The sequence below is a fragment of the Pseudomonas sp. 22082 genome (assembly GCF_052046055.1).
Classification (GTDB): domain Bacteria; phylum Pseudomonadota; class Gammaproteobacteria; order Pseudomonadales; family Pseudomonadaceae; genus Aquipseudomonas; species Aquipseudomonas pharyngis.
The window spans coordinates 283,486-308,033 of sequence record NZ_JBQEQB010000003.1; the positions used below are offsets into that span (position 1 = coordinate 283,486).

Here is a 24,548-nt window from a genome sequence, read left to right on the forward strand (position 1 = left end):
CCTTATTCTTCGGTCAACGCGGAACCGGCGCGGTCGAGCAGCGGCTTGAACAGGTAGTTGAGGAGCGAACGTTCGCCAGTGCGCACGAACATTTCCGCCGGCATGCCGGGTTTGATCACCAGGCCGTTGAGTTTTTCCATGGCCTGATCGCTGACGCTGCTGCGCAACACGTAGTACGGCACGCCGGTTTTCTCGTCGACCATCTGGTCGGCGGAAATCAGGCTGACTTCGCCGGGCACCCGTGGCGTCTTGCTCTGGTTGAACGCGGTGAACAGGATGTCGACCGGCAAGTGCGTGCCGACCTTGTCGATCAGGTTGATCGGCAGGTGCCCTTCGACTTCCAGGCGCGTGCCTTGCGGGACGATTTCCAGCAGGGTTTCGCCCTGACGGACCACGGCGCCTTCGGTGTGCACACCGAGGTTGACGGCCACGCCATCAGCGGTGGCGAGGATTTCGCTGTGTTGCAGGTCGAAACCGGCGGAGGTCAGTTGCTCGGACAGGGTGACGCTTTTCAGTTGTGCGTCGGCCAGCTGGGTGCGGACTTCCTTCTGGTATTCCTCACCGTGCTGTTGCAGTTTCAGGCGGGACTCAAGGATGCCCTGCTCCACTCGACCACTTTCGCCGGTGTTTTCGGCCAGTTGCTGCTGAACCTGCGACAGCTGACGCTGATATTCCATCAAGCGGTTGCGGGGTATGTAGCCGTTGTCGGCCAGCGGTTGCAGGTTGCTCAACTGCTGTTGCAGCGAGTCAGCCTGGGCGTTGAGGTCAGTACGGGCGCGGCGCATGCCCGCCAGCTGCGCGGTGGCGCCCTCGATGCTCGCGCGCAGGGCGGCCTGTTCGCGGGCAAACGCTTCGCGACGGCTGCTGAACAATTGCCGCTGACCTTCCAGCACCAGCGCCAGGCGCGGATCGGCGTTGTCGCTCAGTTCTGCCGGAAACGTCACTTGCTTGAGGTTGTCACGCTCGGCCTGCCAGCGCGCCAGGCTGGCCCAGGCCATGCGGTATTGCGCCTGAAGTGACTGCACGTCGGCGGCAACCTGGGTCTGGTCGAGGCGGAACAGTGGCTGGCCCTGCTTCACGATTTCGCCTTCACGCACCAGAATCCGGCTGACCACGCCGCTGCTCATCGACTGCACGGCCTTGCGCTTGCCCGACACCACCACGGTGCCCTGCACCGGAATGCCCTGATCCAGCGGCGCCAATGCCGCCCAGGTGAAGAAGCTGCCGGCGCCGACCAGCGCCAGAATCCAGCCCATGCGGGCGAAAAATCTGGCGTCGCGTTCCGGGCGCTCGGTGATGTAGTCGTGTTCCATCGTGGCTTCGTTTTGCGTGTTCATGCTCGCGCTGCTCATACACCCGAATTCCTTGTCGTCGGCTGATACTGGCGGCTCATGCTGAGCCCGGCCGGTGCTTGCGCAGGTTTTTCGTTTGGTTGTGGCGGGTTGCCGGGCTGGTTACCGGACAGTGCCTTGAGCACATCATGGCTCGGGCCGAAGGCCTGCAGACGGCCGTCGTTGAGTACCAGCAGCTTGTCGGCCTGAGCCAGTACCGAAGAACGGTGGGTGACCAGTACCACGGTGGTGCCCTGGGCCTTGAGCTGCACGATCGCGCTGGACAACGCGGCTTCGCCGACGGTGTCGAGGTTGGAATTCGGCTCATCCAGCACTACCAGGCTCGGGTTGCCGTACAGCGCACGGGCCAGTGCCACACGCTGTTTCTGGCCGCCGGACAAACCGCTGCCGTCCTCGCCCAATTGCGTGTCGTAGCCTTGTGGCATGCGCAGGATCAGTTCGTGCACGCCGGCCTGTTGCGCGGCAGCCACGACCTTTTGCGGGTCAGCTTCACTGAAGCGGGCAATGTTCTCGGCGATGCTGCCGCTGAACAGCTCGATGTCCTGCGGCAGATAGCCGATGTACGGGCCGAGCTGATCGCGGTTCCAACGGTGGATGTCGGCGCCGTCCAGACGCACCGTGCCACCAAGGGCCGGCCATACGCCGACCAGCACACGCGCCAGGGTCGATTTGCCGGAACCGGAGGCACCGAGCACGCCCAGCACTTCACCGGCCGCCAGGTTGAAGTTGACCATGTGCAGGGTCGCGGAGCGTTGACCCGGAGGGCCGGCGCTGACTTGTTCAAAGGTGATCTGGCCTTTCGGCGCCGGCAGCGCCATGGCGTCATCGCTCGGCGGGAAAGCTTGCAGCAACGCATCGAGGCGACGGTAAGCCAGCTTCGCCCCGCTCCACTGCTTCCACACGGCAATCAACTGGTCGATCGGGCTCAAAACCCGGCCCATCAGGATGGAGCCGGCGATCATCATCCCGGCGGTCATGTCGCCCTTGATCACCAACAGTGCGCCGAGGCCCAGCACCAGCGATTGCAGGCACAGGCGCAGGGTCTTGCTCAGCGAGCTGATCACCGCGCCAGTGTCGCTGGCCTGATTCTGCAGGCCGAGGAAGCGCGAGTGCACCTGGAACCAGCGCTTGCGCAAGGCGCCGAGCATGCCCATGGCTTGAATGGTTTCGGCGTTGTGCAAGTGGCTGGTGGCCAACTGGCTGGATTTCTGCGAATAACCGGCGGCTTCGCCCAGCGGCTTCTTGGTCATGTATTCGTTCAGGCACGCCAGCGCGATCAGCAGCAACGCTCCCGCTGTGGCCAGCACGCCGAGCCAGACGTTGAACAGGTAAATCACAAACAGATAAACCGGGAACCACGGCGCATCGAAGAACGCGAACAGCGCAGGCCCGGTGACGAATTGGCGAATGTGGGTCAGGTCGCCCAGGGACTGCCCGGCGTTGCCCTCGCCCTTGAACAGGTTACGTTCGAAAGCTGCCTGATAGACCCGCAGGTTGAAGCGGCGCTCCAACTGGCTGCCGATGCGGATCACGATAAAGCTGCGCACCACTTCCAGCAGGCCGATAAACGCGAAGAAACCGACGACCATCAGCGACAGCATCGCCAGGGTAGTTTCGTTCTGCGAAGACAGCACCCGGTCGTAGACCTGGAGCATATATATGGAAGGCACCAGCATCAGCACGTTAATCAGTGCGGTAAAGCATCCGACGCTGATCAGAATGCTTTTATAGTCACCCAATGCCTTGAATAAGGGAGCGGTGGCTTGGGCCTTCGCCATCTTCATTGATTATTCCTGAAATGGTATTTCCCGCCCTGCTTGGCGAGACTTCAAATTAATTGCTCGCCATGAGAGCGAGACATACACCGCCAGCATTTGCTTACACTTCAATAACAACTTCCCCGATTAAAACCGGCCTCCGTGTTATTGCACTGCGGCTTATAACTGTAACGGGGTGCTTTATATTTAAACTGTCAGTCGGTTTTGGTCATCAAGGTTGCTGTACAGCACGCTTGAGTGTAATCACCAGGCCCGACTTCAAAGTGCTCAGATAAAGCCCATCACGTTGTCGGCTGAAAAACTGGATTCTTGAGCCTTCCTTGCCAGTGATCGACAGACCGTCAGGATCGGGAAACCAGCCGATGGCAGCGTCCTGCAACCACGCGCTCAGGCAATCGGCACCTTTGCCCAAGGTCCGGTTGGCTTCGAGATCGATCTGGCAGGTATTCGACGGTTTGTCCTGCATCGCTTGTGCTTCGGCGCTGTCACTGCGGGCACTCAGGGTCGCTTGCCACTGCCCGGCAAATAGCGATGGGTCTTCGAGTCTCAGGCTGCTTGCCATGGTTGTTTCTCCGGAAATCATCATCAGCATCGGCAACAAGTACGCCGCCGCATTGCGGGTAAAAGCGAATTGGATCATGGGAAATTTCACTCCGGCACGTAGCCTTGCTTACCGGTCACGGCGATGCAAGTGAAGAAAACGGCGCATGACGCGCCGCTTTCCCGTGTTACATCACGCCACGATGTCGCTGGTGGCTGCCTGGCCAACGGTGCTGACCTGGAAATCAGCCACGCCGTGACCGGAGAAGTCCACTGACAGCAGGCTGTTGCCGCCCGAGGACGTCAGAACCGCATCACCCGCCGCGCCGGTGAAGGCGCTGACGAAGTGCAGGCCGGCGCCCTTGGTGATACCGGTCAGGTCGATTTTGTCGAGACCGCTGACGAAATCGAGGATCTGATCGATCGCACCCGGCTTGGAGTCGGAGCTGGCCGCGAACACAAAGGTGTCCGAACCCGCGCCGCCCCACAGCTTGTCGGCGCCACCGCCACCCCAGATGATGTCGTTACCGGCACCGCCCTTGAGCTCGTTGGCCGCGCTGTTGCCGATCAGCAGGTCGTTGCCCGAACCGCCGATGGCGTTCTCGATGGTGACGCCCTTGGCGATGGACACGTTGCCCACCAGGCCGCCAACGTCGGAGAACGAGGCTTCATTGAGGTTGATCTTCTGGTTCTGGGTGAAGCCCGAGAAGTCGAAGGTGTCCTTGCCGCCCGCATCCCACACCGAGAACACCAGCTTGTCGGCCGACGACGAGGCGCTGAGGAAATCGCGACCGGCGTTGGAGTTGAAGCCGTAGGTGGTGTCACCGGTTCGGGTGGTCATGTTGGCGCCGTAGAGCTTCTGGATCGCGGCGATGTCATCCATCAGCGGACCGGAGGAATAGGCTTCCACCCCGCCCTTGCTGAAGTTCTGGCTGGTGTTGCTTTCGCTCCAGTAGCTCATGACGCTGTAGCCGCGGGTGTCTTGACCGTAGGTCGCGTCATTGTAGGTCGGGTTGCCGTTGCCGGCGTTGTAGTCGCCCGGGTGCGCCAGGCCAAGGGTGTGGCCGATTTCGTGGGTCAGGGTCTGACGGCCGTAGTTGTTCAGGTCCGGGGTCTTGTTCTGCGTGTAACCGCTGTTGATCAAGTACCACGAAGTGCCGTCGTAACCCGGACCGGTGCCCGGCAGGTAGGCGAACGCTGCTGCGCCGTCCACGCCACCGCTGTAGTTGGCGAAGGTCATGTGGCCATCACCGCCCGACGCTTTCTCGGTGAAGGTGACGTTGGCCACGTCGGCCCAGGATTGCATGGCGAGCACGGCCTGGGCTTTCTGTTGAGCACTGAACTGACTGAACCCGGTGATCCCGTGCTTGTTCATCGTGCTGGACGATACCGAAGTCAGGAACGTGTAGGTAAGTTCGATCTTGCCGCTGCCATCCTTGTCCTGGTAGGCAGCGCCGTCGCGCAGCAACTGGGTTGCGGCCTGGTCGACGGAAAAGGAGGGTTTGCCATTGACCGTGAGGTTACCGCCACGATCGTACTGATGGCTGAAGCTATTGATCTGGTTATACGCCGTGCTGGTCGCTGCCAGAGGTTGCGGCGCCGCGTTCAGCTCAAAAGCCTGTTCGGCGGTATCAATAGCGTTAGCTTTTACTTTCGACATAAACACACTTCCTTGTTTAGCAATGGAACAGTTTTTGTCCGATAGCGACAACCTCTGGCGAGATTGTCCTATCACTCGCCCAATGAAGGCGTAAGAAACCTGACACAATTTGAAATCTGTCGTCTAGCATTTTTTCGAGATCAAATTGAACTGTTCCGGGAAACTCCCGTAAACAAAGCACGTGCCGCCGAAAGAAGTTTGAAAGTGTGGTGAGGCTGCCTAATTGTCTGACGATTTCTTATTTAAATATTAAATATCGGTAAGTTGTTTTTTGTTAGCAGCGTCTCACTTTGCTGCACTTTAGCGATGCAATGCCAGTGGTTTGATATCAAGTTGATCCAACAGAACATAGTCAGGCGAGGGCTGTGCCGCCCTCGCCTTTGTTCCTTCAGCTGCCGGTTCGAATCTTGTTCCACACCCGTGTCCGGATCCGGTCGATGTTCAGCGGCATCGCTTCCAGCGCGAACAGCTTGCCCATCATTTCCGGGCTCGGATAAACCTTGGTGTCGTTCTTGATCTCCGGGTCGATCAGGCTGTCGGCCTGTTCGTTGCCATTGGCGTAGTGAACGTAATTGCTGATGCCGGCCATCACGTCGGGCTGCAGCAGGTAGTTCATGAACGCATAGCCGGCCTTCTCGTCCGGTGCGTCGGCGGGCATGGCGACCATGTCGAACCAGATGGCGGCACCTTCCTTGGGAATTTCGTAGCCGATGTCGATGCCGTTCTTCGCCTCTTTGGCGCGGTTTTCCGCTTGCAGGATGTCGCCGGAGAAACCGACAGCTACGCAGATGTCGCCATTGGCCAGATCGCTGGTGTACTTCGAGGAATGGAAGTAGCTGACATACGGCCGCACTTTCATCAGCAGCGCTTCAGCTTTTTTGTAGTCCTCGGGGTTCTTGCTGTGATGCGGCAACCCCAGGTAGTTGAGCGCTGCCGGCAACAGTTCCGGGCCGTTGTCGAGGATCGCCACGCCGCATTTCTGCAGTTTTTCCATGTATTCGGGCTTGAAGATCAGGTCCCAGGAGTCCACCGGCGCGTTGTCCCCCAGCACAGCCTTGACCTTGGCGATGTTGTAGCCGATGCCAGTACTGCCCCACAGGTACGGAAAGCCGTGTTCGTTGCCCGGGTCGTTGGTCTGCAGGGCTTTGAGCAATACCGGGTTGAGGTTCTTCCAGTTGGGCAGCTGGCTCTTGTCGAGCTTCTTCAGCGCCCCGCCCTCGATCTGCCGCGCCATGAAGTGGTTGGAGGGAAACACCACGTCGTAACCGGATTTGCCGGTCATCAGCTTGCCGTCGAGGGTTTCGTTGCTGTCGTAGACGTCATAGGTAACGCCGATGCCGCTGGCCTTTTCGAAGTTCTTGGCGGTGTCCGGCGCGATGTAGTCGGACCAGTTGTAAACCTTGACCGTATCCGCGGCCTGAGCAAGGGAAACGGCGAGCATCAAAGGTGCGAGCGCGAGGGTCTTTCGGATCATGGATCGATTCCTGTATTGGCTATTGTTGTTGGCAGGCAATCAAAAGGATCAAAACGTCAGAAAATCAGGACATAGGTCTTGCGTACGGTTTCCTCGATGTCCCAGATCCCGAGCGTATTGGCCGGCAACATCAGTGCGTCGCCACCTTGTATGTGCAGGGTTTCGCCGCCGTCGTCCGGGGTGAACGTGCAGCGACCGGAAATGAAATGGCAGAACTCTTGAGCAGTGATCTGCCGGCGCCAGCGACCTGGGGTGCATTCCCAGACGCCGGTTTCGACGCCGTCGTCGCGCTCGACGCTGGTGGTCGAGGCAATCGCTACCGGCGTGCCGAGCGGCACGGCCACCGGGTTGGACTCATCCAGTTGCAACGTGGCGGTGTTCTTGAATTGGGTGATGCTCATGGCGTTACCTGTCTGATAGTAAACAACGTTTAGTGCATGAAACCTTCCATGAACCCGGCCACCTGGCTGGCAAGCTTGCGCCGCCAGGGCGCAGTCGCCGGGTTGGCCAGGGTCTGGTCTTCGTGGACGAAGCTTTTGATGATCGCGTTGTAGCCGAGCCAGCGGCACGGTTCCGGCTCCCAGGCGCGCAATGCGTGGATCCCGCCATCGGGCAGCACCCATGGTTGATGCGTCAGCTCGGTATCGTGTTCGAGAATCAGATCCGCCAGCGTCCGCCCGCCCAGGTTGGAAGCACCGACACCCTCCCCGCCATAGCCGCCGGACAGCGCGATGCCGTTGGCCCGGTCACACAACATGTGCGGTTTGAAATGCCGGGACATGCCGAGGTTGCCGCCCCAGGCGTGGGTGATCTGCACGTTTTTCAGTTGCGGGAACAGCTCGCCAAACAGGTAGCGACGCAGCTCGACTTCATCACGGGTCAGGTCGAAGTTGTGGCGCAGCTTGCCGGCGAACTGATAACCGCCACGGGCGCCGAAGATCAGGCGGTTGTCGGCGCTACGCTGGCCGTAAGTGACCTGACGGCTGAACTCGCTGAAAGCCTGGCCCCGACTGAGGCCGATTGCATCCCAGGTCGCAGCGGGCAACGGCTCGGTGGCGACGATCAGGCTTTGCACCGGTAATTGATAACGACCCAGCGGTGGCAGCGTGACGGAATAGCCTTCGATGGCCGGAACGATCCAGCGACTGCGCACACTGGCGTTGTCGGTCCGCAGGCTGCCGGCCTGCCAATGGGTCACCGGGCTGTTTTCGTAAATCTTCACCCCCAGGCCTTCGACGGCTCGCGCCAGACCGCGCACCAGTTTCGCCGGGTGAATGGTCGCCACATGCGGGGCGAAGATGGCGCCGTAGGGTTTGGCAATGCGCAGCTGCTGCGCCAGTTGCTCCGGGCTGAGCCAACGGTAATCGTCGTCGGTCAGGCCCTGGGCGTGGAGCTTTTTCAGGTAGTCGCGAAGACTGGCTTCCTGTTCGGGATAGCGCGCGGCGCAATACAGCACCCCGCCCTTGCGGTAGTCGCAGTCGATGCCTTCGCGTTCCAGGACGATTTCTACTTCATCGGGAATGCTGTGCAACAGGTCGAACGAAGCGCGGCGTTGTTGCGGTGACAGGCCCGCCAGCAAACGATCCTCGCCCAGCAGATTGCCCATCAACCAGCCGCCGTTGCGACCGGACGCGCCGAACCCGGCGGTTTGCGCTTCGATGATGGCAATGTTCAGGCTCGGCGCCTGTTGTTTCAGGTAGTACGCAGTCCACAGTCCGGTGTAACCGGCGCCGATGATCGCCACGTCGACATCCAGGTCCTGCGCAAGCGACGGGCGCGCGGTCAGCGGCTCGTCGAGTTGGTCCATCCACAAACTGATAGTGCGCCACGCCGGCATGCAAGACTCCGCCAATCCAGGTTTCGATGGCGTCGATCCTAGTGGCTGGACTCAGAGATTGTCTTGCGCGCGTGTCCGCAAAGAAATTTGCTTCGCATAAGCTTTTGGCGACTGCCCTGTGTGCTGGCGAAAGCAGCTATAGAAAGCCGACAGTGAATTGAACCCGGCGGCAAACGCCAGTTCGTCGATGCGCAGTGGCGGCGTAGCGTTGTCCAGCGACTGCAATAGATGTTGCAGACGCGCCTGATTGACGTAACGGTAGAAGCTCTGCCCCAGCACCTGATTCAACAGGTACGAAATCTGGTTGCGGCTGTACCCGCACTCCTTCGCCACCCGTTGCAGGTCGAGTTCGGGGTCGAGATAAGGCTGCTGACGCTGAAAATACTGCTGCAGGTCATCGGCCATGAAGCTCAACTGGCGCGGCGACAGGCCCAGGCGACTCACCGCCGGACGCTGGCGGGTTGTCGTCGGACTTTCAGCCTGCTCACGCACCAACGATGCATATTCGTTGACCCGCCAGATCCGCCCGTCCTTGACCGTGATCGCTTCACTGGAACGAAACGACACCAGTCCGTTACCGCCGCGTAACGTCACTTCGTATTGAATGAAGGCGGTGTTGCCGTCGATACGGATACGGTCGCAATGCTCCAGCGCTTCGTCGGACTCGCGCGGCATGCTGACCCGAACGTACTCGCGCAACTCGTCGAGGCCGAGCACGCGGTTCTGGAAAAAATCGTTGTACTGGATGTCTGGGTGGTACAGCGCCATTACGCCATCCAGGTCCCGGTGTTTCCAGCACAGGTGATAGCGCATGACCGCTTCGGCCGTGGCCCGGGTCTGTTCCGGGCCGTCATCATCGGCGTGCATAAGGGACTCTTGGAAAAAGAACCGAGCTTGCCCAACTTCCGGCGCTGCTTCAACAACCGGTGGTGATGGCATTTTGGCGACGATTGGGGTGGACCGTGACTTACATCAAAAGAATCCTCGCAATCGCTAAATGAACTGAAAATTCTCACAGGAATTTCACATTCAGATGCTACTTTTAAAGGCAGTCACCGGTTGAGCCAATGAAGGCTCTTCCCACCTACCATGAGCAAACGGAAGCGCTCGATGAAGAAGGCGGGCAACACATGATCAAAGGGTCAAGCAAAGTCACGTTCCCCAATGCCTGCCAGCTGATGCGCTGGCATTTTCATCCCATGGGTTTCGAGGCGACCATGGATGCGCCTGGCAGTCTGGTCGCTCGCCTGTTCGATCGGGCCAGCGGCGAAACCTTGATTGCCATCGCCGGCATCCCCTGTGCCACGGTGATGAACGCGGCGGATGTGGAGCGAATAATCGAAGCGGTCGAGGATGAGCTGGAGGCTTTCATTCCTCCGGAATCTCTCAAGAGTTATGCGTAACTGGCTGATTTAGAATAAAAAGCCCGCCTTGTGCGGGCTTTTTCATGGGCATTGGATTCAGGCCATTTTCTTTTCCGGACGATGATCGACGAAGAACGGTTTGCCTTTGGCGACCCGGTCCGAGGCCCGAGGCATGTTGACCGCCTGAGTGTCCTGCGGCTCGACATACCAGTAGCAATGGCTGACTGCACGGGTGATACCGACGTAGGCCAGACGCAGAATTTCGTCTTTCTGCGCGCTGTCGTACGGTTCGCTGTCGCCGGCCTTGCCCAGTCCGGCCATGCGGTACACCTGATTCTTGTACGGTGAGCTGGTCAGATGCTGGCAGTCACCCAGCAGGAAAACCGCGTCGGCCTGCAGACCTTTTGCGCTGTGATACGTCAGTTGTTTCAGGCGACGGGACTCGTACGGCAAGCTCGAATCAACATTAACTACTGATTGAATATGCTGTTCTATCAGTAACTTATCGCTGCTTTTTCGATAGAGCATCAGGATTGAATCGCCCTTTCGGTAGTGTTCCGCCAGGCGCTGGCCGAGTGCCTGATCGTCGCGTTCCAGCACGTTGACTGGCTGCAACGGCCTCTCCTCGCCGCTGGCCTTGGCCTTCTTGCCCGGGATCGCCGGCGCTGCCCGGACGATGTGTTCTGCCGCGTCGATGATGTGCTGATGGCTGCGATAGTTGTCGCTGAGCATCACCCGCGTCGTGCTCGGCGACGGGAATTCCTTGTTGAACTCCATGAAATAGCTCGGCGAACTGCCGCGCCAGCCATAGATCGATTGCCAGTCATCGCCCACGCAAAGCAGCGACGATCGCTGCGCACCTCGTCCGACGTGCATGGCCGGGCCACGACTGCGGATTTCCGAGAGGCTGGCACGAATCCACGAGACGATTTGCGGTGAGACATCCTGAAACTCATCGATCATCAGGTGCGACATTGGCCGCAGCAGTTCATCGCTGAGCAATTTGAAGTTTTCCGGTGAGTGCTCGCTGAACAGGGCAAACATCCGGTTGTAGGTCATGACCGGCGGCTTCTGATCCAGCAAGTGATCTTCCAGCGCTCGCCAGAACAGGCTTAAAGCTTCGAAGAAAAACCGGTCCGGATCGTCCTTGGCGAAATTCATGCGGCCAACGGCGTCCGGAACATCCAGGCCCAGGTTCTCGATGAAGCCTGCGGCAGCGACAAAACAATCGAGCAACGGCGCGGATGCCAGCTCGCCTTTGACCTTGTAATCGAAGCCCGGGCCGGCGCTGGCATCGCCCGCCAGCGTGGCCAATACACGTCTGGATGATTCGTAACTATCAAGCCATATCAACGGCTTACGGCAGAAAGCTTGAAACAGGGTGCGCTTGACTGCCCACTCTGCACGAACCGTCAGCTTGGCGTTGGGACGGCAAACCTGCGAGTTTTCCCGAGGATCGAAACCCAACACGACCCAGGCATCCAGGCTCGGAATGTAACCATGGCAATGGAACGATGCGCCGTTGATTTCGAATGTCTGGCGGCTCGGTTCGATGCCCTTGATCGGCCAGGCGCCCGCGCGCAGCCACATGTCTTCGATCATGTCGCACAGCTCTTCATCGCGACGGGCCGCCAGTTCTGTCACAGCGACGCGTTTTTGCACGTCCGGGTGATCGCGTTCCAGCTCTTTAAGCTGCAAGGCGTGCCGGGACAGCGGCTGGATCAGTTGCGCAAAGCGCGGATCTTCTTTGTAGAGACGGTGGTAACAGGCGTTGAGCTGCTGACGCTGCGCGTCGTTGATGCGCAGATCGAACGGATTGCTGTCGACGTCTTCATCTGCACCCGGCGCGCGGTGGCTGAGGTTTTCGAATGCCTGCAAGCGCTCGAATCCGGGCAGACTGCGAACCATCGGCAAGATCCGCGAGTGGAAAGTGCGCACCAGATCCTTCGCAGCTTTCTGACTGAGTGCCCGGTCCCATAACGCAAACAGTTCGATCAGTTTGCTGATGAAATCCTTGCGCGACTCGCGGGTGAAGGTCACCACGGTCATCGAATCGAGCTCGAAGCCCAGGTAGTGAGTCAGCAGCAGGATCCGCAACACCAGCGTGGTCGACTTGCCGGCTCCGGCCCCGGCAATCACTGATGTTGACGGCGTATCGCTGAAAATCATCTTCCATTGCGCCGCGCTCGGCTGGGCGTGCGCAGGCAGCAGACGCGCGACGTCGGCTTTCATGCGCTTCTTCAGTTCTGCGCTGAGCGGCAGGCGCCAGTCGTCGAACAGGTGATTGTCGATGCCCGGCGGGCGATGCTCGGTATTGCGGCTGTCGCGGATCAACAAGACCTGGCGCCCCTCTTCCAGCCCGTCAGCCTTGCCTTCCTTGTACCCGTAATCCACGCCGGCGGTATGTCCGCTGCGAAAGCCGTCAGCCTGGCCGTGCAGCCACGAGGCACGGTGTTGGGCGCGTAGTTGCGTCAGACCGTGGCCAAGGAAACGCGCCGCCAGGCGTTTGAACCAGGGCATCTCGGCCAAGGGACGAAGTTCGGGAGGAAGATCGGGGGTGTGTTGCGCCACGCTGACGGACTCCGGATGTGAGGCTGTTGAGGGCTATGGTGTCTGCATTTGCTTTTTTGTTCTAGTGAAATGCTTACAGGTCATTGGTTTAGGCGATGAATTGAAGGTGAGATGAGACGGTTTCGAGCTTTTTAAATATCAATTGATTCGATTGGAATGCCGCAGTTTTTACGCTTTTTCTCGATGGTTGACTGATAGATGATGGCTGCCATCAATCACCGGTCTCGCTTCGTGGCTCAGGCATCACGCCCCATGACGAACCTTTTGAGGAGACGATCATGCTTGAACTCAGACCTTTCAGCTCGCTGGGCGGCGCCCATCACGGCTGGTTGGATGCCCATCACCATTTTTCGTTCGCCGAGTACTACCATCCGCAACGCATGAGCTGGGGCAACCTGCGTGTATGGAATGACGACATCATTGCCGCCGGCACGGGCTTCCCTACCCACCCGCACCGCGACATGGAAATCATCACTTATGTGCGTGAAGGTGCGATCAGCCACCAGGACAACCTGGGCAACAAGGGCCGCACCGAGGCTGGCGACGTGCAAGTGATGAGCGCCGGCACCGGGATCGCCCACAGCGAATACAACCTGGAAGCCACGGACACCAAGATTTTCCAGATCTGGATTCTGCCGACCGAAACCGGCGCACCACCGTCATGGGGCGCCAAACCGTTCCCGAAAGGCGACCGCGAAGGTTTCGTAACCCTCGCCAGCGGCAAGACTGGCGACGATCAGAGCCTGCGCATCCGCGCCGACGCACGCCTGGTGGCGGCCAATATCAAGGCCGGGGAAACCGCTGAATATCGCCTCGATGCAGGACGTCGCGCGTATCTGGTTCCGGCGACGGGCGTCATTGAAGTCAACGGCTTGCGCGCACAAGCTCGAGACGGTGTGGCGGTGGCTGATGAACAAGTGCTGACCGTCACGGCGCTGGAAGACAGCGAGATCGTGTTGGTGGATCTGGCCTGATAGGCGAATAGCGGGGCAAAAAAAAGGGCGACCTCAGGGTCGCCCTTTTCCGTTGTCTGGATTTACTGGGTGCTGATCGCACCGTCTACCAGGGTTTGCGCTTCGGCCACCAGTTGCTTGAGGTGGTCGTCGCCGATGAAGCTTTCGGCGTAGATCTTGTAGATGTCTTCAGTACCCGACGGACGCGCAGCGAACCAGCCGTTTTCGGTCATCACTTTCAGACCGCCAATGGCCTGATCGTTACCCGGAGCCTTGCTGAGAATGCTCTGGATCTTCTCACCCGCCAGTTCGGTCGAGGTGACCTGCTCCGGCGACAGCTTGCTCAGCAGGGCCTTCTGCTCCGGGTTGGCCTTGGCATCGACTCGCACCGAGAACGGCTCGCCCAGCTCCTCGGTCAGTGCACGGTAGGCCTGGCTTGGGTCGCGGCCGGTGCGGGCAGTCATTTCAGCGGCCAGCAGGGCTGGAATCAGGCCGTCTTTGTCGGTGCTCCAGACACCGCCGTCCTTGCGCAGGAACGAGGCGCCAGCGCTTTCTTCGCCGCCAAACCCCAGCGAACCGTCGAACAGACCGTCAGCGAACCATTTGAAACCGACCGGCACTTCGTAGAGACGACGGCCCAGTCGCTTGGCCACGCGATCGATCAGACCGCTGCTGACCACGGTTTTACCCACGGCTGCATCGGCGCGCCATTGTGGACGGTTCTGGAACAGGTAGTCGATCGACACGGCCAGGTAGTTGTTCGGTGCCAGCAAACCGCCGGACGGTGTGACGATGCCATGGCGGTCATGATCCGGATCACAGGCGAAGGCCACGTCAAAGCGCTCTTTCAGACCGATCAGACCTTGCATGGCATGGCTGGACGATGGGTCCATGCGGATCTGACCGTCCCAGTCGACGGTCATGAAGCGGAACGTCGAATCGACTTCCTTGTTCACCACCTCCAGGTCCAGACGATAGTGCTCGGCAATCGCCGACCAGTAGCGCACCCCTGCTCCGCCCAGCGGATCGACGCCCAAGCGCAGTTTGGCGCCGCGAATGGCATCAAAGTCGATGACGTTGATCAGATCGGCCACGTAGGTGTTCACGTAGTCGTGGCGATGGGTGGTGCTGGCTTTGAGCGCCTGCTCGTAGCTGATGCGTTTGACGCCGGCCAGTTTATTGGCCAGCAGTTCGTTGGCCTTGGCTTCGATCCACTTGGTGATGTGGGTGTCGGCCGGGCCACCGTTGGTTGGGTTGTACTTGTAGCCACCGCTTTGTGGCGGGTTGTGCGACGGGGTGATGACGATGCCGTCGGCAAGACCCGTGGTGCGACCACGGTTGTAGCAAAGAATGGCGTGAGAAACCGCCGGGGTCGGCGTGTATTCATCACCTTCGGCGATCATCACGGTCACACCGTTGGCGGCCAGTACTTCCAGGGCGCTGGCCCCTGCCGGAGTCGACAGCGCGTGGGTATCGATGCCGACGAACAGCGGCCCGGTGATGCCCTGGGCTTCGCGATACAGGCAGATCGCCTGGCTGATGGCCAGAACGTGCCACTCGTTGAAACTCAAATCAAAGGAACTGCCCCGGTGCCCGGAGGTGCCGAACGCCACGCGCTGGGTGGAAACCGAGGCGTCGGGTTGACCGGTGTAATACGCCGTAACCAGTCGCGGGATGTCGACCAACAATTCTGCCGGTGCCGGTTTGCCCGCAAAAGGACTGAGTGTCATGCAAAACCTCTGAAATAGAGTGGTTCAAGAAATTACAAGGGAGTTTACTGGCAGTTTGTCCGGAGTGCGATGGGGTCTATTGCACACAGACCGGGTGTTTTCGAACATCCGCCCGCGGAGCCAGTCGTAACGCATCCCCAAGCAATCCGACAAGTCTTAACAACTCGAGTTCGGCGCTGCCGGTCACACTCAGACGCAGGTTCTGCGCGTGCAGCCCCTGGAGGCTGAACAGCTCTCCGGGTGCAATCAGCACGTGTTGTTTAAGTAGCCGCTGAAACACGGCATCCATGGTGATCGGGCGCGCAGAATGCAGCCAGATCGTTGCACCGCCCCGGGGTTCGATGATCTGCACAATGTCGCCGAGGCGTTCATGTATCAGCTCGATCCATCGCGTCCGACGCTCCCTGAGTATGCGCTTGAGCACCGGCAAGTGCTGGTCGACCCGCCCGCTTCCATAGAGTCGGGCGATGGCCTTTTGCCGGATCGGTGAAAGGCGAAACGAACGCAACAGGAAGTGACGCTGCAAATCGGCGCGCCATTGTCGCGACAGGACAAACCCATAGGGGGCTTCAACCCCGATGATTTTTTCGAACATGGAAAAGATCAACAGCCGGTCGGGATCCACCAGCTCGCGCAGTGGCTCACCGTCATCGTCGTCCAGCAACTCGCCATGACAATCGTTCTCCAGAACCCAGGTGCCATGATTCGCGAGAAGTTGTGCGACGGCCTGGCGACTGTCCGGAGGGTGACGGCTGCCGTGGGGCATGTTCAGTTTCGAGGACAACAGGATCAGCCGCACCCGCTCGGTTTCGAGCAGCCTCTGCAGTGTCTGCAGATCGAGCGCCCCGTCTGGCTGAATCGGGAGTTCAATGACCCGGACTTCGGCAGACTCAAGCAAGCGCAGGATCATCCAGTCACACGGCGACTCGACGACTACGGTTGAGTGGCGCAGCCCGAGAACTGCGATCAGGATTTCCAGCACCCCTCTCAGATCGGCACCGATATAGACATCTTCGGCGTGCCAGCAATGTGTCGCCGACGAGGTGTAGCGGGCCGCCAGCAACGTGCGCAGCTCCAATTCGCCGCAAGGCTGGGCGGGCGTCTGCAAGTGCTGGGGATACTGACGCAGCAGCTCTCGCTCGAGCGTCAGCAAGGGACGATCCAGGGGCTGAACCAACGCCGGCTCATCGGCACTCAGTACCTGCATGCCAGCGCATCTGGCATTGACGTAGACCGTTTCCAGCAAATCACTGCCGCGTCCTGGCGGCATGACCGTCGATGTCGCCTGTGCAAAGTATCCGGACTTGGCCACGGAGTAGACCCGGCCTTCTCTCTCCAGCAGCGCGTAGGCGTACTGAACGGTCGAGATCGATACGTTCAACCGTTCGGCCAATTGCCTCAACGATGGCAATCGAATGGCTCCCTGATTGCCCGGTTCGCTGATCAGTTGGGTCAGGTAGCGGTAGACCGCCTGATAGGCAAAATCGGAGGTTTGCGACTCATTCATGAGCCGGTGCCCGCAGATACTTCCCCGTGGCCGGGCAGCAAGATCACATTCAACCTTCCGCCGAACGATCACTCGCTGTGACCTCGTGCTCGGGCAATTCCTGCGTTTTGGCGAAAGGCTCACCCATACGGATTGCATCCATTGCATACAACCGACAGATCAGTCGCAGGGGTAAACCGCTGACATCGGTCATCCATTGCAAAACCTGCTCTGGCGCGTGCAGGCCCTGCATGGCACGGTGCAGATCGGGCATGGCGACCAGCATGCCCGGATGGCAAGTGCGCAAGAATCGTTCAAGGCCGGCGCCGGCATCGATGAAGGGCGCGAACAACAGACAAACCACCTGTGCCTCGTTGAGGCCGAAATTCTTTTGCAGCGCCGCCGCAGCCAGCGACCGCTGCCCGTCCAGATCGGACAGATTGCCGAACCGGGATATGAAGCGTTCGCAAACCTGTTCAGGCGTGTTCCGGCGGCGCATCATCGCCAGGCATTGCTGCAGATAGTCCGATACACCGGCCTCGTAACTGCGGCCTTCCGTGTAACTGGCTTGCAGCCCCTTCAGGTAGGCACCGAGCAAGGGGTCGTTACATTCACCGGCACGCGCTTCAAACATCAGTTCATCGGCTTGGAACCCAAGAAAATCGCTGAGCAAAGGCCAGCGCTCCTCCATCTTGCCGACCACCATATCGTCGATGCCGATATAGCTGGTGCGGCGACAGGCCTCGAACTCACCCAGCGGCCGCCATGGCACCCGGTCTTCCTCGGAATAGAGCTCGCGATAACAATCGCCACCGATGCTGTCGAGCAATCCGAACAGTTCATCGAACCCCACTCCCCTTCGCACCAGCTCGCCAATGCCGGCCTTGCGCACCGCCCGGTCGAGACCGTCGATAAACTGCTCCTGACGGCGCGCGTTGTCGCTGCTGATCAAGGCGTCGACACCGTTGTTCCAGCGGGCAACCTGGCCGTAGAACTCGACAGTGGTCAGATACAGGTCGTCCCACAGTGTCAGCTCCTCATCCCGTCCACGACGATGACCCACCATCAGCAGATTGAGTCTGCCGGCCTCTCGCCCCTCATCGCTGACAGGCGCCAGATGGTTGAAAGGCAGGATTTCGCGATGATCCACCATCAGAAGCTCGACCCTTGGGTCGTCATGCAGGAACAGAGCACTGAAGCTGCGATGCATGTTGTGCAGTGCGGAATCCGGTACGCCATTGCAACGCAGGGTGGCGACCCGCAACTGAAATGTGGCGGGCGCACGGCCGGCGATGCTCAACTGGGCGGCGCGTAACAGGGCCAGGCTGTAACAGCAATCACGGGTACCGGATTGAGTCACCAATACCTTGAATTCACCGATGCGCTCCATCCCCCCCGCAGCAACCGCCAGGCGCTGGATCAACAGCTGCAATGCCGTGCGTTCGGCACGTGAAAAGAAACTCAGCAGGCGTTGCAATACTTGCTGGTAGACATAATTCATTGCCTGATCATGGATCGTGCTCATCAGTACTTCACCCGGTATCAAAGGTTTATATCGCGCGGCCACGAATGGCGAACGCACAATCATTCTTCATTAATTAATAGACGCTGAAATGCTAACACTTAAGTTTTCGTAGTTATTTGAAACAGTTGAGCGCGCGGCGTCTCGGATTTGCGAGCAGCATGACCGAAAGCCCCGTCGTAGCTGGGCTCTTCGAGAAAGTGAGTTTTCCTAGGAAACTTCTTACAAGCCCCTGCGCACGATGAGCACAAGAAAAAAAGAAGGGATTACATAGCGCCCCTACAAACATTAAACAAAAGTTTGAGGCGCGATGATAAACAGCTGATTGATATTGCACGGAGCAAATAGAATGCACAGACATAGCTCATTCCTTGAGATGAAAGTAGTCATTCAATTATCAGGGTCTTAAGGGCAATTAGAAGATACAGATCGAGAGCAAAAACCAGTTCAGTTGCTGAACAGCCCCAGGCGTCTGGCCCAGGGTTTCTCGATGTCTGAAGGAAAAAACGCACAAGAGTCCGTGGGGCCACGGACTCTAATTGGAAGGTCAGGCAGTTTCGATTTGCAGGGCAACCCGCTCGCGGCATGGGCACTCGTCCATGTAGCGGTGAGCTTCGACAAACTCGTTGAACGGAAACACCCGGGTCTTGAGCGGAAGCAGCACACGGTCGGCGGTGAGCTGGTTGATATCACGCAAGGCACGTTGCAAGGCGACGTGGTCCTGGATGATGCCCAGCTCTGGCTTGCCGGTGAAGTTGCCGATGCAGTGCACGAAGAACTGAATGTTCTTCTGGAACGCTGCGCAGGCCGGAAATGGCGTCTGGTTGCCGCCCTGCAAGCCGTACAGCACCAGGCTGCCACGGGGCGCCAGCACATCACCGAGCAGCGACATCTGTGGCCCGCCGAGCCCGTCGAACACCACGTCGACACCCCGGTTGTCGGTGATCTTGTTGATTCGCATCAACAGATCTTCTTCTTCCGTGACGATCACTTTCTCGGCACCGAGCGACAGCATGTACTCGCGCTCTTCCGCCGTTTTGGTAGCGGCAATCACCCGCACACCCAGCGCCTTGCCCAACTGGACGAAGGACGGCCCGGCACAGTGACTGGCGTCGGTCACCAGGGCGAACTGTCCGGGTTTGACCCGTGCCAGATCGACGTAACCGAAATAGGCGATCAACAGCGGCGTGTAATGCACGCTGGCTTCAATCGGGCTGAGCACATCGGGGTAACGGGTCAGCGCGGTGCGCGGCAGAACGATCAGTTCGCCGTAGACCGGGTAATCATTGGGGCTCTCGGCCGGAAAGCTGGCCACCTTGTCGCCCACGGCCAGATCTTCGACGCCGTCGCCGATGGCCGTGACCACGCCAGCCATTTCATGACCCAGGCCTGAAGGCAGACGCGCCTGGGACGACGCCAGATTCTGGCGCCACAGCGTGTCATACCAGCTGATGCCGATTGCCTCGACACGCACCTGCACTTCGCCAGGACCTGGCTGAGCAGCCGCATGCTCTTCGCATTTGAGCACCTCGGCCGGACCAAACTTGTGAAAACGGATCGTGCGGGACATCGCAAACCTCGTCAAAGTAACCTCTAATGCCCTGAACTCTATCTGGGCTTTCCAGCCAAGACTATCAGTGGCTATTAATAGTCGACATGCCTGTCATTGATTCCGCAGCATGGCCAGCATTGAAAAAATCCATGAAAAATCTGCTGCCGCCTTTTCAGTAAAGCTGAATTACCCGGTGCAGAGTACCAGCCTTTCCCCGTAAGATTCATGCCGGCCATTGTTCTCATATGGTCGCTCTCGTCAAGCTTGATGACTCTGCCAGGACTCCAGATGAATCGTAATGACCTGCGTCGTGTCGACCTCAACCTGTTGATCGTGTTCGAAACGCTGATGCATGAGCGCAGCGTGACCCGTGCGGCGGAAAAGCTGTTCCTCGGACAGCCGGCGATCAGCGCGGCGCTGTCGCGCCTGCGCGGCCTGTTCGACGATCCTTTGTTCGTGCGCACCGGACGCAGCATGGAACCTTCCGCCCGTGCGGTGGAAATCTTCGCCCTGCTCTCCCCGGCCCTGGACTCGATTTCCACCGCCGTCAGCCGTGCAGCGGAATTCGACCCGGCTACCAGCACTTCGGTATTTCGCATAGGCCTGTCGGACGATGTCGAATTCGCATTGCTGCCGATGCTGCTCAAGCGCCTGCGCGCCGAGGCGCCCGGCATCGTGCTGGTGGTGCGTCGCGTCAACTACATCCTGATGCCCGGCTTGCTCGCCTCCGGCGAAATCTCCATCGGCGTCAGCTACACCACCGACCTGCCGGCCAACGCCAAACGCAAGGTGCTACGCCGCAGCGCCCCCAAATTGCTGCGCGCCGATACCGTGCCGGGGCCGCTGAGTCTGGACGATTACTGCGCCCGCCCGCATGCGCTGGTGTCGTTTGCCGGCGACCTCAGTGGTTTCGTCGATGAAGAGCTGGAAAAACTCGGGCGTAAACGGCATGTGGTCCTGGCGGTGCCGCAGTTCAATGGACTGGGTACGCTGCTGGCGGGCACCGACATCGTCGCGACCGTCCCCGATTACACAGCGGAAGCACTGACGGCGGCTGGTGGTCTTCGCGCGGAAGATCCACCGTTGCCGACGCGCACGTTTGAACTGCACATGGCCTGGCGTGGGTCGCAGGACAACGATCCGGGTGAGCGCTGGTTACGGTCGCGGATTCAGATGTTCTTTGGAAGCTCTGTCAACATGGATCAGCTATGACTGACAGCTCTCGGCCAGAAGCAGCCAATCGTGGATGTGCGTTTTCGACCCGGCGGTCACTCGGGATGTAGCGACGGTAGTAGACTTCTGCTGAGGTTAGAGTCCAGCATGCCAACATAGGCCGAGATGGCGATCATGTCGGCGACGCTCAGATTTTCGACCGCAGGCTTCATTTGCGGCGCTTGTGCGCCGTGCCGGTCGCCGCTCTTGAATGCCTGCAATTGCCGCAATACATAGTCTGGTGAAAGACCAGCCAACCTTGGCACCTCAGCCGTGCCTTTGAGGTGCTCTCCATGACAAGCCATGCAGGGAATAGTGCGCCCACCGCCCTCGGTCGCCAGCGTCTTACCCAAGGCGATGCTGCCAAGCGGCACATAAGCTACAAAACCTGCATTGGGGTCGCGCATCTCGACCCGTTCTGGAAACTCAGGCACTTCAATCAACCTACCGTCGATGGGTTCCATCCCCGCGTCAGATACCACCTGGCGCATGCGAAGGCTCGGATGGATGGCCGTTTGCGGCACCATGCCAGCTTCTTCCACACGGGAGGAACGCGCGGGCTTAAGCGATGAAAAATAGGCGCTCACCTCCTGCATCTGTTGCTCACTCATGGCAGAGGCCATCGCGTGCATGGGACTGGGCTCGAAGCGGATACGGCTCTTGTACTCAGCCAATTGCCGCACCAGATAACTCTGTGGCAAGCCGGCCAGATTGCCCGATTCGGGGTGCCCCAAGCCCGAAGCCAGATGGCAAGAGGCGCAAGCCTGAACCTTGCCACCATCACCGTGGCTCACCAGTTTTGGCATCGACGCATGCTGATCGGGAAACCAGTCAGGCGCGGCGTAGGGGTTGTCGATCTCCACTTGCGTATATTGGCGCGTACTGCCGGGAACTTGTTTTCTCTCGGTACCGAGCGTCGCGCCAGTCGCTTGCAGCTTGGCCAAACCGTCCTTCGGCTGGGGCCCACCTTTGATGGTGAGGGTTGCCTTGTCTAAACCAGTGTCCAGAGTCATGAAGCCCAGCATTGCGGGCGTGACGTGCGGGGGCAGATCGAGCTTCTCCACCTTCAGGGCATGCACGGTGATGACGTAATTGTGCGTTTGACCCGCTGGCGGGCAGATACCAGCATAGCCGGGCATGCCGTTGTCACCACGCACGGCCAAGGCGCCTTGAGGCATTGCTCCGCCTTCGCTACCCGCGCCTTCTTTAAGTTCCGTGACACTGGCTGGAATATTGGCCACTACCCAGTGCCACCATCCAGAACCAGTTGAGTCAGGGTCATAAATCGTCACGACGTAGCTCTTCGTGCCTTGGGGCGCACCTTGCCAAGCGACATGGGGAGACAGATTCTCCCCAGTGCACCCCATCGCGTTCGCAAACTGCGCCGATGAAAAACTGCCATTGATCTGGCTTTTGCTAACGACGTTGAAATCGGCGGCTTGTGCTGTTGCCATCCACAATACGGCCATTGGCACGATCAGAGACTTAAGATTCATTTGAATCTCCCGTTGGAGAGTGGATGCTGAGCTTTTGGCTAACGACTAAAAAAATTAGTCATACCTCAGTATCAGCAATCCTGAATTGCTTCCAACTCCTACGAAATAGGAGTTGTCTCAAAGCAACATGCATGTCTCAGATGCGTCACTCAACCGTTTTTTTCTAACTCGTAGTTTCGCTTGGTCTCGGGCAATTACCGTATCTGTTACAACTGCTATTCCAAGGTTTCAGCACGGGTTGCTTGCACCGCTGCATGCCGCTGTCCGCGGCTAAGTTCGCTCTGGGCCAACTCCAGTTTTCGTTGCAGGTCATCATGATTTCGGCTGGCGGTCTTTAACTGCTTCACTGCGGCGTTCTCCTCCGCCCGGGCCCGATCCTCAACCTCGCGCACATAGTTCTCCTGCGTGATTCTCTCCTTCTCGATCTTAAGTCGTACCGAGTCGAGTTCTTGGTAGAGTGTTTGATCTTGCTGCAGGGCATCATGTCGTTCACGCTTTAAGGCATCACGCTGATAAGCGTATCCTCAATTGCTGCGAATAGCCTTTTCTAATAACGACAGCCAATGAAGACGAATGACTTGACCGAATGTCTATGACGCATGAAGAGCTGAATAGATATATAAAAGAACATATTCCTTCACACCTACAACGCCACACACTTTTCCGGCCGTTTGACTTGTTCTCCTACAGTCTATTCAACGCACAACGGCGTACCATTTTTTTGTACGGAGCAGCAACCACGCCCGAGTGATCATCCCCCGTCAACGCGCCTTGAAAAACAAGACAATTCTTATGGGAGGGGCAACTGGAGTTTTCGTATTCTGTAAAAGAGAAACATTCGAACAAGCTAGACTTAACAATTAAAGGTGATATTTCTTGTATCAAGCCGGCGACCTTGGAGGTCTTATGATACGAAACATATACAAAGCTGCATTATTGCTCACCTCTCTCATATCGTCTTATCACGCCAGCGCGGAATGTACTTTTTATCCAGGCCAGCAAGAGGCACCGATTCTATTCAACTTACCCTCGAGCATCTCAATCCCTAGAGATGCAAGTAATGGAACCATTATCTACCACGCAGAGAAGGTAATTAATTCACCGCAGAACTCCATAAAGTGCACGACTCCATTCTTCAGCGGATCGCTAAACGCCCTAGGACCTAGTGACGTTAATGGGGGATATCAAATCGGTGATACAGGCATTGGATGGCGCTGGAGCCGTGAAGGTAGTTCAGTTGGGCGATATCCTGCTGGCGTTCGTAAACCGGCAGGCGATTATGACTCTAACGGAGAAATTCACGGCATATATCTGTACAAATTAACAGACATTAAACCTGGCGCCAAAGTACCGGCCGGTACGCTCGGACACTATGTACATGATGGACTTAAAGTTTTGAATGTCTCGGTATCAGCAATGGACGTCATCGCGCAAACTTGCCGCACGCCGGATAAAATAGATGTTCGCATGGGAACGCCATCCGTAAGCACATTATTTGATGTAATCGCACCAAAATATGTCTATTTTTCGATCTACCTCACCAACTGCCCAAATGTAATAAACAAAATACATTACAAGCTGATACCAGCCGATAGCTCACCTCCAATCCAGGCGAGCTCAGGACTGATTAGATTGAACTCTTCTTCCACTGCCAAAGGCGTCGGGCTACAAATACTAAACAGATTCGGAATGAATCTTAGTTTAGGCGAATATTTCCGACCTAGTGATTTTGAACCAGGGATAGGATCATATGAGCTTCAAATGATTGCGAAATACGTTCGACTCCCTGGGGTTTCGCAAAGCGATATAGTGCCCGGCACAGCAAATGCCGAAATCATGTTTCAAATTGAGTACCTATAGATTAAGCCTCCTATCTAAGAGCCGATTACCAATCAAGATCATCAACAATTTATGCAAACGCCCGACAACTTTGAACACAAAAAATAAGCCCAGACAAACAACTTTCATGAATCTGGAAAAGTCAAATCCTACTGATTGAAAAATGACTGTCAGGTGGCCCA

The 24,548-nt window shown here is 58.2% G+C and carries 18 protein-coding genes; 4 read left to right on the forward strand and 14 right to left on the reverse strand.

Translation table 11 applies throughout. The features are described 5' to 3' along the window. Positions 1 to 2 precede the first annotated feature (2 nt). The 8 genes from ACTJK9_RS05545 to ACTJK9_RS05580 all read right to left on the reverse strand — a co-directional run bounded on the left by ACTJK9_RS05545 (position 3) and on the right by ACTJK9_RS05580 (position 9,508). The gene (locus ACTJK9_RS05545; protein ID WP_039768319.1) at positions 3 to 1,352 is read right to left on the reverse strand and encodes an HlyD family type I secretion periplasmic adaptor subunit; all 1,350 of its coding nucleotides are present in this window, start codon (positions 1,350 to 1,352) and stop codon (positions 3 to 5) included. Beyond that, entirely contained in the window at positions 1,349 to 3,136 is a 1,788-nt protein-coding gene (locus ACTJK9_RS05550) for a type I secretion system permease/ATPase (RefSeq protein ID WP_064596529.1), read from the reverse strand. Before ACTJK9_RS05550 ends, ACTJK9_RS05545 begins: the two co-directional genes overlap by 4 nt. A gap of 205 nt (positions 3,137 to 3,341) precedes the next feature. Further along, a complete protein-coding gene (locus ACTJK9_RS05555; RefSeq protein ID WP_158090081.1) occupies positions 3,342 to 3,770 on the reverse strand; it encodes an AprI/Inh family metalloprotease inhibitor in 429 nt (142 codons plus the stop codon). A 93-nt stretch (positions 3,771 to 3,863) separates the two neighbouring features. Then, the gene (locus tag ACTJK9_RS05560) at positions 3,864 to 5,330 is read right to left on the reverse strand and encodes a serralysin family metalloprotease (RefSeq protein WP_064596527.1); all 1,467 of its coding nucleotides are present in this window, start codon (positions 5,328 to 5,330) and stop codon (positions 3,864 to 3,866) included. Between the two features lie 388 nt (positions 5,331 to 5,718). Further along, positions 5,719 to 6,804: a polyamine ABC transporter substrate-binding protein gene (locus tag ACTJK9_RS05565; RefSeq protein WP_440812740.1), complete on the reverse strand. Its 1,086-nt coding sequence runs from the start codon at positions 6,802 to 6,804 to the stop codon at positions 5,719 to 5,721. Positions 6,805 to 6,860: 56 nt separating this feature from the next. After that, positions 6,861 to 7,205 carry a cupin domain-containing protein gene (locus ACTJK9_RS05570; RefSeq protein WP_011334089.1) on the reverse strand — a complete coding sequence of 115 codons (345 nt, stop codon included), beginning with the start codon at positions 7,203 to 7,205 and terminating at the stop codon, positions 6,861 to 6,863. 29 nt (positions 7,206 to 7,234) lie between these two features. Next, positions 7,235 to 8,641 carry an NAD(P)/FAD-dependent oxidoreductase gene (locus ACTJK9_RS05575; RefSeq protein WP_440812742.1) on the reverse strand — a complete coding sequence of 469 codons (1,407 nt, stop codon included), beginning with the start codon at positions 8,639 to 8,641 and terminating at the stop codon, positions 7,235 to 7,237. Positions 8,642 to 8,692: 51 nt separating this feature from the next. Beyond that, positions 8,693 to 9,508: a helix-turn-helix domain-containing protein gene (locus ACTJK9_RS05580; RefSeq protein ID WP_440812744.1), complete on the reverse strand. Its 816-nt coding sequence runs from the start codon at positions 9,506 to 9,508 to the stop codon at positions 8,693 to 8,695. Positions 9,509 to 9,771: 263 nt separating this feature from the next. On the opposite strand from ACTJK9_RS05580, the gene ACTJK9_RS05585 reads away from it, so the two are divergent. Further along, complete coding sequence (locus tag ACTJK9_RS05585; RefSeq protein WP_085610669.1) at positions 9,772 to 10,044, forward strand: DUF1652 domain-containing protein; 273 nt, start codon at positions 9,772 to 9,774, stop codon at positions 10,042 to 10,044. Positions 10,045 to 10,101: 57 nt separating this feature from the next. Here ACTJK9_RS05585 and ACTJK9_RS05590 read toward each other — a convergent pair whose 3' ends face one another. Further along, positions 10,102 to 12,576 carry a UvrD-helicase domain-containing protein gene (locus ACTJK9_RS05590; protein ID WP_085610261.1) on the reverse strand — a complete coding sequence of 825 codons (2,475 nt, stop codon included), beginning with the start codon at positions 12,574 to 12,576 and terminating at the stop codon, positions 10,102 to 10,104. A 278-nt stretch (positions 12,577 to 12,854) separates the two neighbouring features. Between ACTJK9_RS05590 and ACTJK9_RS05595 the strand changes: the two genes are divergently transcribed. Beyond that, positions 12,855 to 13,550 carry a pirin family protein gene (locus tag ACTJK9_RS05595; RefSeq protein ID WP_440812746.1) on the forward strand — a complete coding sequence of 232 codons (696 nt, stop codon included), beginning with the start codon at positions 12,855 to 12,857 and terminating at the stop codon, positions 13,548 to 13,550. A gap of 62 nt (positions 13,551 to 13,612) precedes the next feature. Here ACTJK9_RS05595 and pgm read toward each other — a convergent pair whose 3' ends face one another. The 4 genes from pgm to ACTJK9_RS05615 all read right to left on the reverse strand — a co-directional run bounded on the left by pgm (position 13,613) and on the right by ACTJK9_RS05615 (position 19,837). Next, positions 13,613 to 15,259, reverse strand: a complete 1,647-nt coding sequence (pgm, locus tag ACTJK9_RS05600; RefSeq protein ID WP_440812748.1) for a phosphoglucomutase (alpha-D-glucose-1,6-bisphosphate-dependent) — start codon at positions 15,257 to 15,259, stop codon at positions 13,613 to 13,615. Between the two features lie 76 nt (positions 15,260 to 15,335). Beyond that, positions 15,336 to 16,766: a PLP-dependent aminotransferase family protein gene (locus tag ACTJK9_RS05605; protein ID WP_440812751.1), complete on the reverse strand. Its 1,431-nt coding sequence runs from the start codon at positions 16,764 to 16,766 to the stop codon at positions 15,336 to 15,338. Positions 16,767 to 16,815: 49 nt separating this feature from the next. Continuing rightward, entirely contained in the window at positions 16,816 to 18,270 is a 1,455-nt protein-coding gene (locus ACTJK9_RS05610; RefSeq protein ID WP_440812753.1) for a hypothetical protein, read from the reverse strand. Positions 18,271 to 18,814: 544 nt separating this feature from the next. Then, positions 18,815 to 19,837 carry a zinc-dependent alcohol dehydrogenase family protein gene (locus ACTJK9_RS05615; RefSeq protein WP_440812756.1) on the reverse strand — a complete coding sequence of 341 codons (1,023 nt, stop codon included), beginning with the start codon at positions 19,835 to 19,837 and terminating at the stop codon, positions 18,815 to 18,817. Between the two features lie 270 nt (positions 19,838 to 20,107). On the opposite strand from ACTJK9_RS05615, the gene ACTJK9_RS05620 reads away from it, so the two are divergent. Next, the gene (locus ACTJK9_RS05620; RefSeq protein WP_440812758.1) at positions 20,108 to 21,031 is read left to right on the forward strand and encodes a LysR family transcriptional regulator; all 924 of its coding nucleotides are present in this window, start codon (positions 20,108 to 20,110) and stop codon (positions 21,029 to 21,031) included. Positions 21,032 to 21,087: 56 nt separating this feature from the next. Here the strand turns inward: ACTJK9_RS05620 and ACTJK9_RS05625 are convergent, their stop codons facing one another. Then, positions 21,088 to 22,527, reverse strand: a complete 1,440-nt coding sequence (locus tag ACTJK9_RS05625; RefSeq protein ID WP_440812761.1) for a YbhB/YbcL family Raf kinase inhibitor-like protein — start codon at positions 22,525 to 22,527, stop codon at positions 21,088 to 21,090. Positions 22,528 to 23,403: 876 nt separating this feature from the next. Between ACTJK9_RS05625 and ACTJK9_RS05630 the strand changes: the two genes are divergently transcribed. Continuing rightward, a complete protein-coding gene (locus ACTJK9_RS05630; RefSeq protein WP_440812763.1) occupies positions 23,404 to 24,387 on the forward strand; it encodes a fimbrial protein in 984 nt (327 codons plus the stop codon). Positions 24,388 to 24,548: the final 161 nt, after the last annotated feature.

Coding starts and splice junctions, on each gene's coding strand:
- ACTJK9_RS05545 (WP_039768319.1), bottom strand. CDS start 1,352: ATGAGCAGCGCGAGCATGAACACGCAAAACGAAGCCACGATGGAACAC.
- ACTJK9_RS05550 (WP_064596529.1), bottom strand. CDS start 3,136: ATGAAGATGGCGAAGGCCCAAGCCACCGCTCCCTTATTCAAGGCATTG.
- ACTJK9_RS05555 (WP_158090081.1), bottom strand. CDS start 3,770: ATGATCCAATTCGCTTTTACCCGCAATGCGGCGGCGTACTTGTTGCCG.
- ACTJK9_RS05560 (WP_064596527.1), bottom strand. CDS start 5,330: ATGTCGAAAGTAAAAGCTAACGCTATTGATACCGCCGAACAGGCTTTT.
- ACTJK9_RS05565 (WP_440812740.1), bottom strand. CDS start 6,804: ATGATCCGAAAGACCCTCGCGCTCGCACCTTTGATGCTCGCCGTTTCC.
- ACTJK9_RS05570 (WP_011334089.1), bottom strand. CDS start 7,205: ATGAGCATCACCCAATTCAAGAACACCGCCACGTTGCAACTGGATGAG.
- ACTJK9_RS05575 (WP_440812742.1), bottom strand. CDS start 8,641: ATGCCGGCGTGGCGCACTATCAGTTTGTGGATGGACCAACTCGACGAG.
- ACTJK9_RS05580 (WP_440812744.1), bottom strand. CDS start 9,508: ATGCACGCCGATGATGACGGCCCGGAACAGACCCGGGCCACGGCCGAA.
- ACTJK9_RS05585 (WP_085610669.1), top strand. CDS start 9,772: ATGATCAAAGGGTCAAGCAAAGTCACGTTCCCCAATGCCTGCCAGCTG.
- ACTJK9_RS05595 (WP_440812746.1), top strand. CDS start 12,855: ATGCTTGAACTCAGACCTTTCAGCTCGCTGGGCGGCGCCCATCACGGC.
- pgm (WP_440812748.1), bottom strand. CDS start 15,259: ATGACACTCAGTCCTTTTGCGGGCAAACCGGCACCGGCAGAATTGTTG.
- ACTJK9_RS05605 (WP_440812751.1), bottom strand. CDS start 16,766: ATGAATGAGTCGCAAACCTCCGATTTTGCCTATCAGGCGGTCTACCGC.
- ACTJK9_RS05610 (WP_440812753.1), bottom strand. CDS start 18,270: ATGAGCACGATCCATGATCAGGCAATGAATTATGTCTACCAGCAAGTA.
- ACTJK9_RS05615 (WP_440812756.1), bottom strand. CDS start 19,837: ATGTCCCGCACGATCCGTTTTCACAAGTTTGGTCCGGCCGAGGTGCTC.
- ACTJK9_RS05620 (WP_440812758.1), top strand. CDS start 20,108: ATGAATCGTAATGACCTGCGTCGTGTCGACCTCAACCTGTTGATCGTG.
- ACTJK9_RS05625 (WP_440812761.1), bottom strand. CDS start 22,527: ATGAATCTTAAGTCTCTGATCGTGCCAATGGCCGTATTGTGGATGGCA.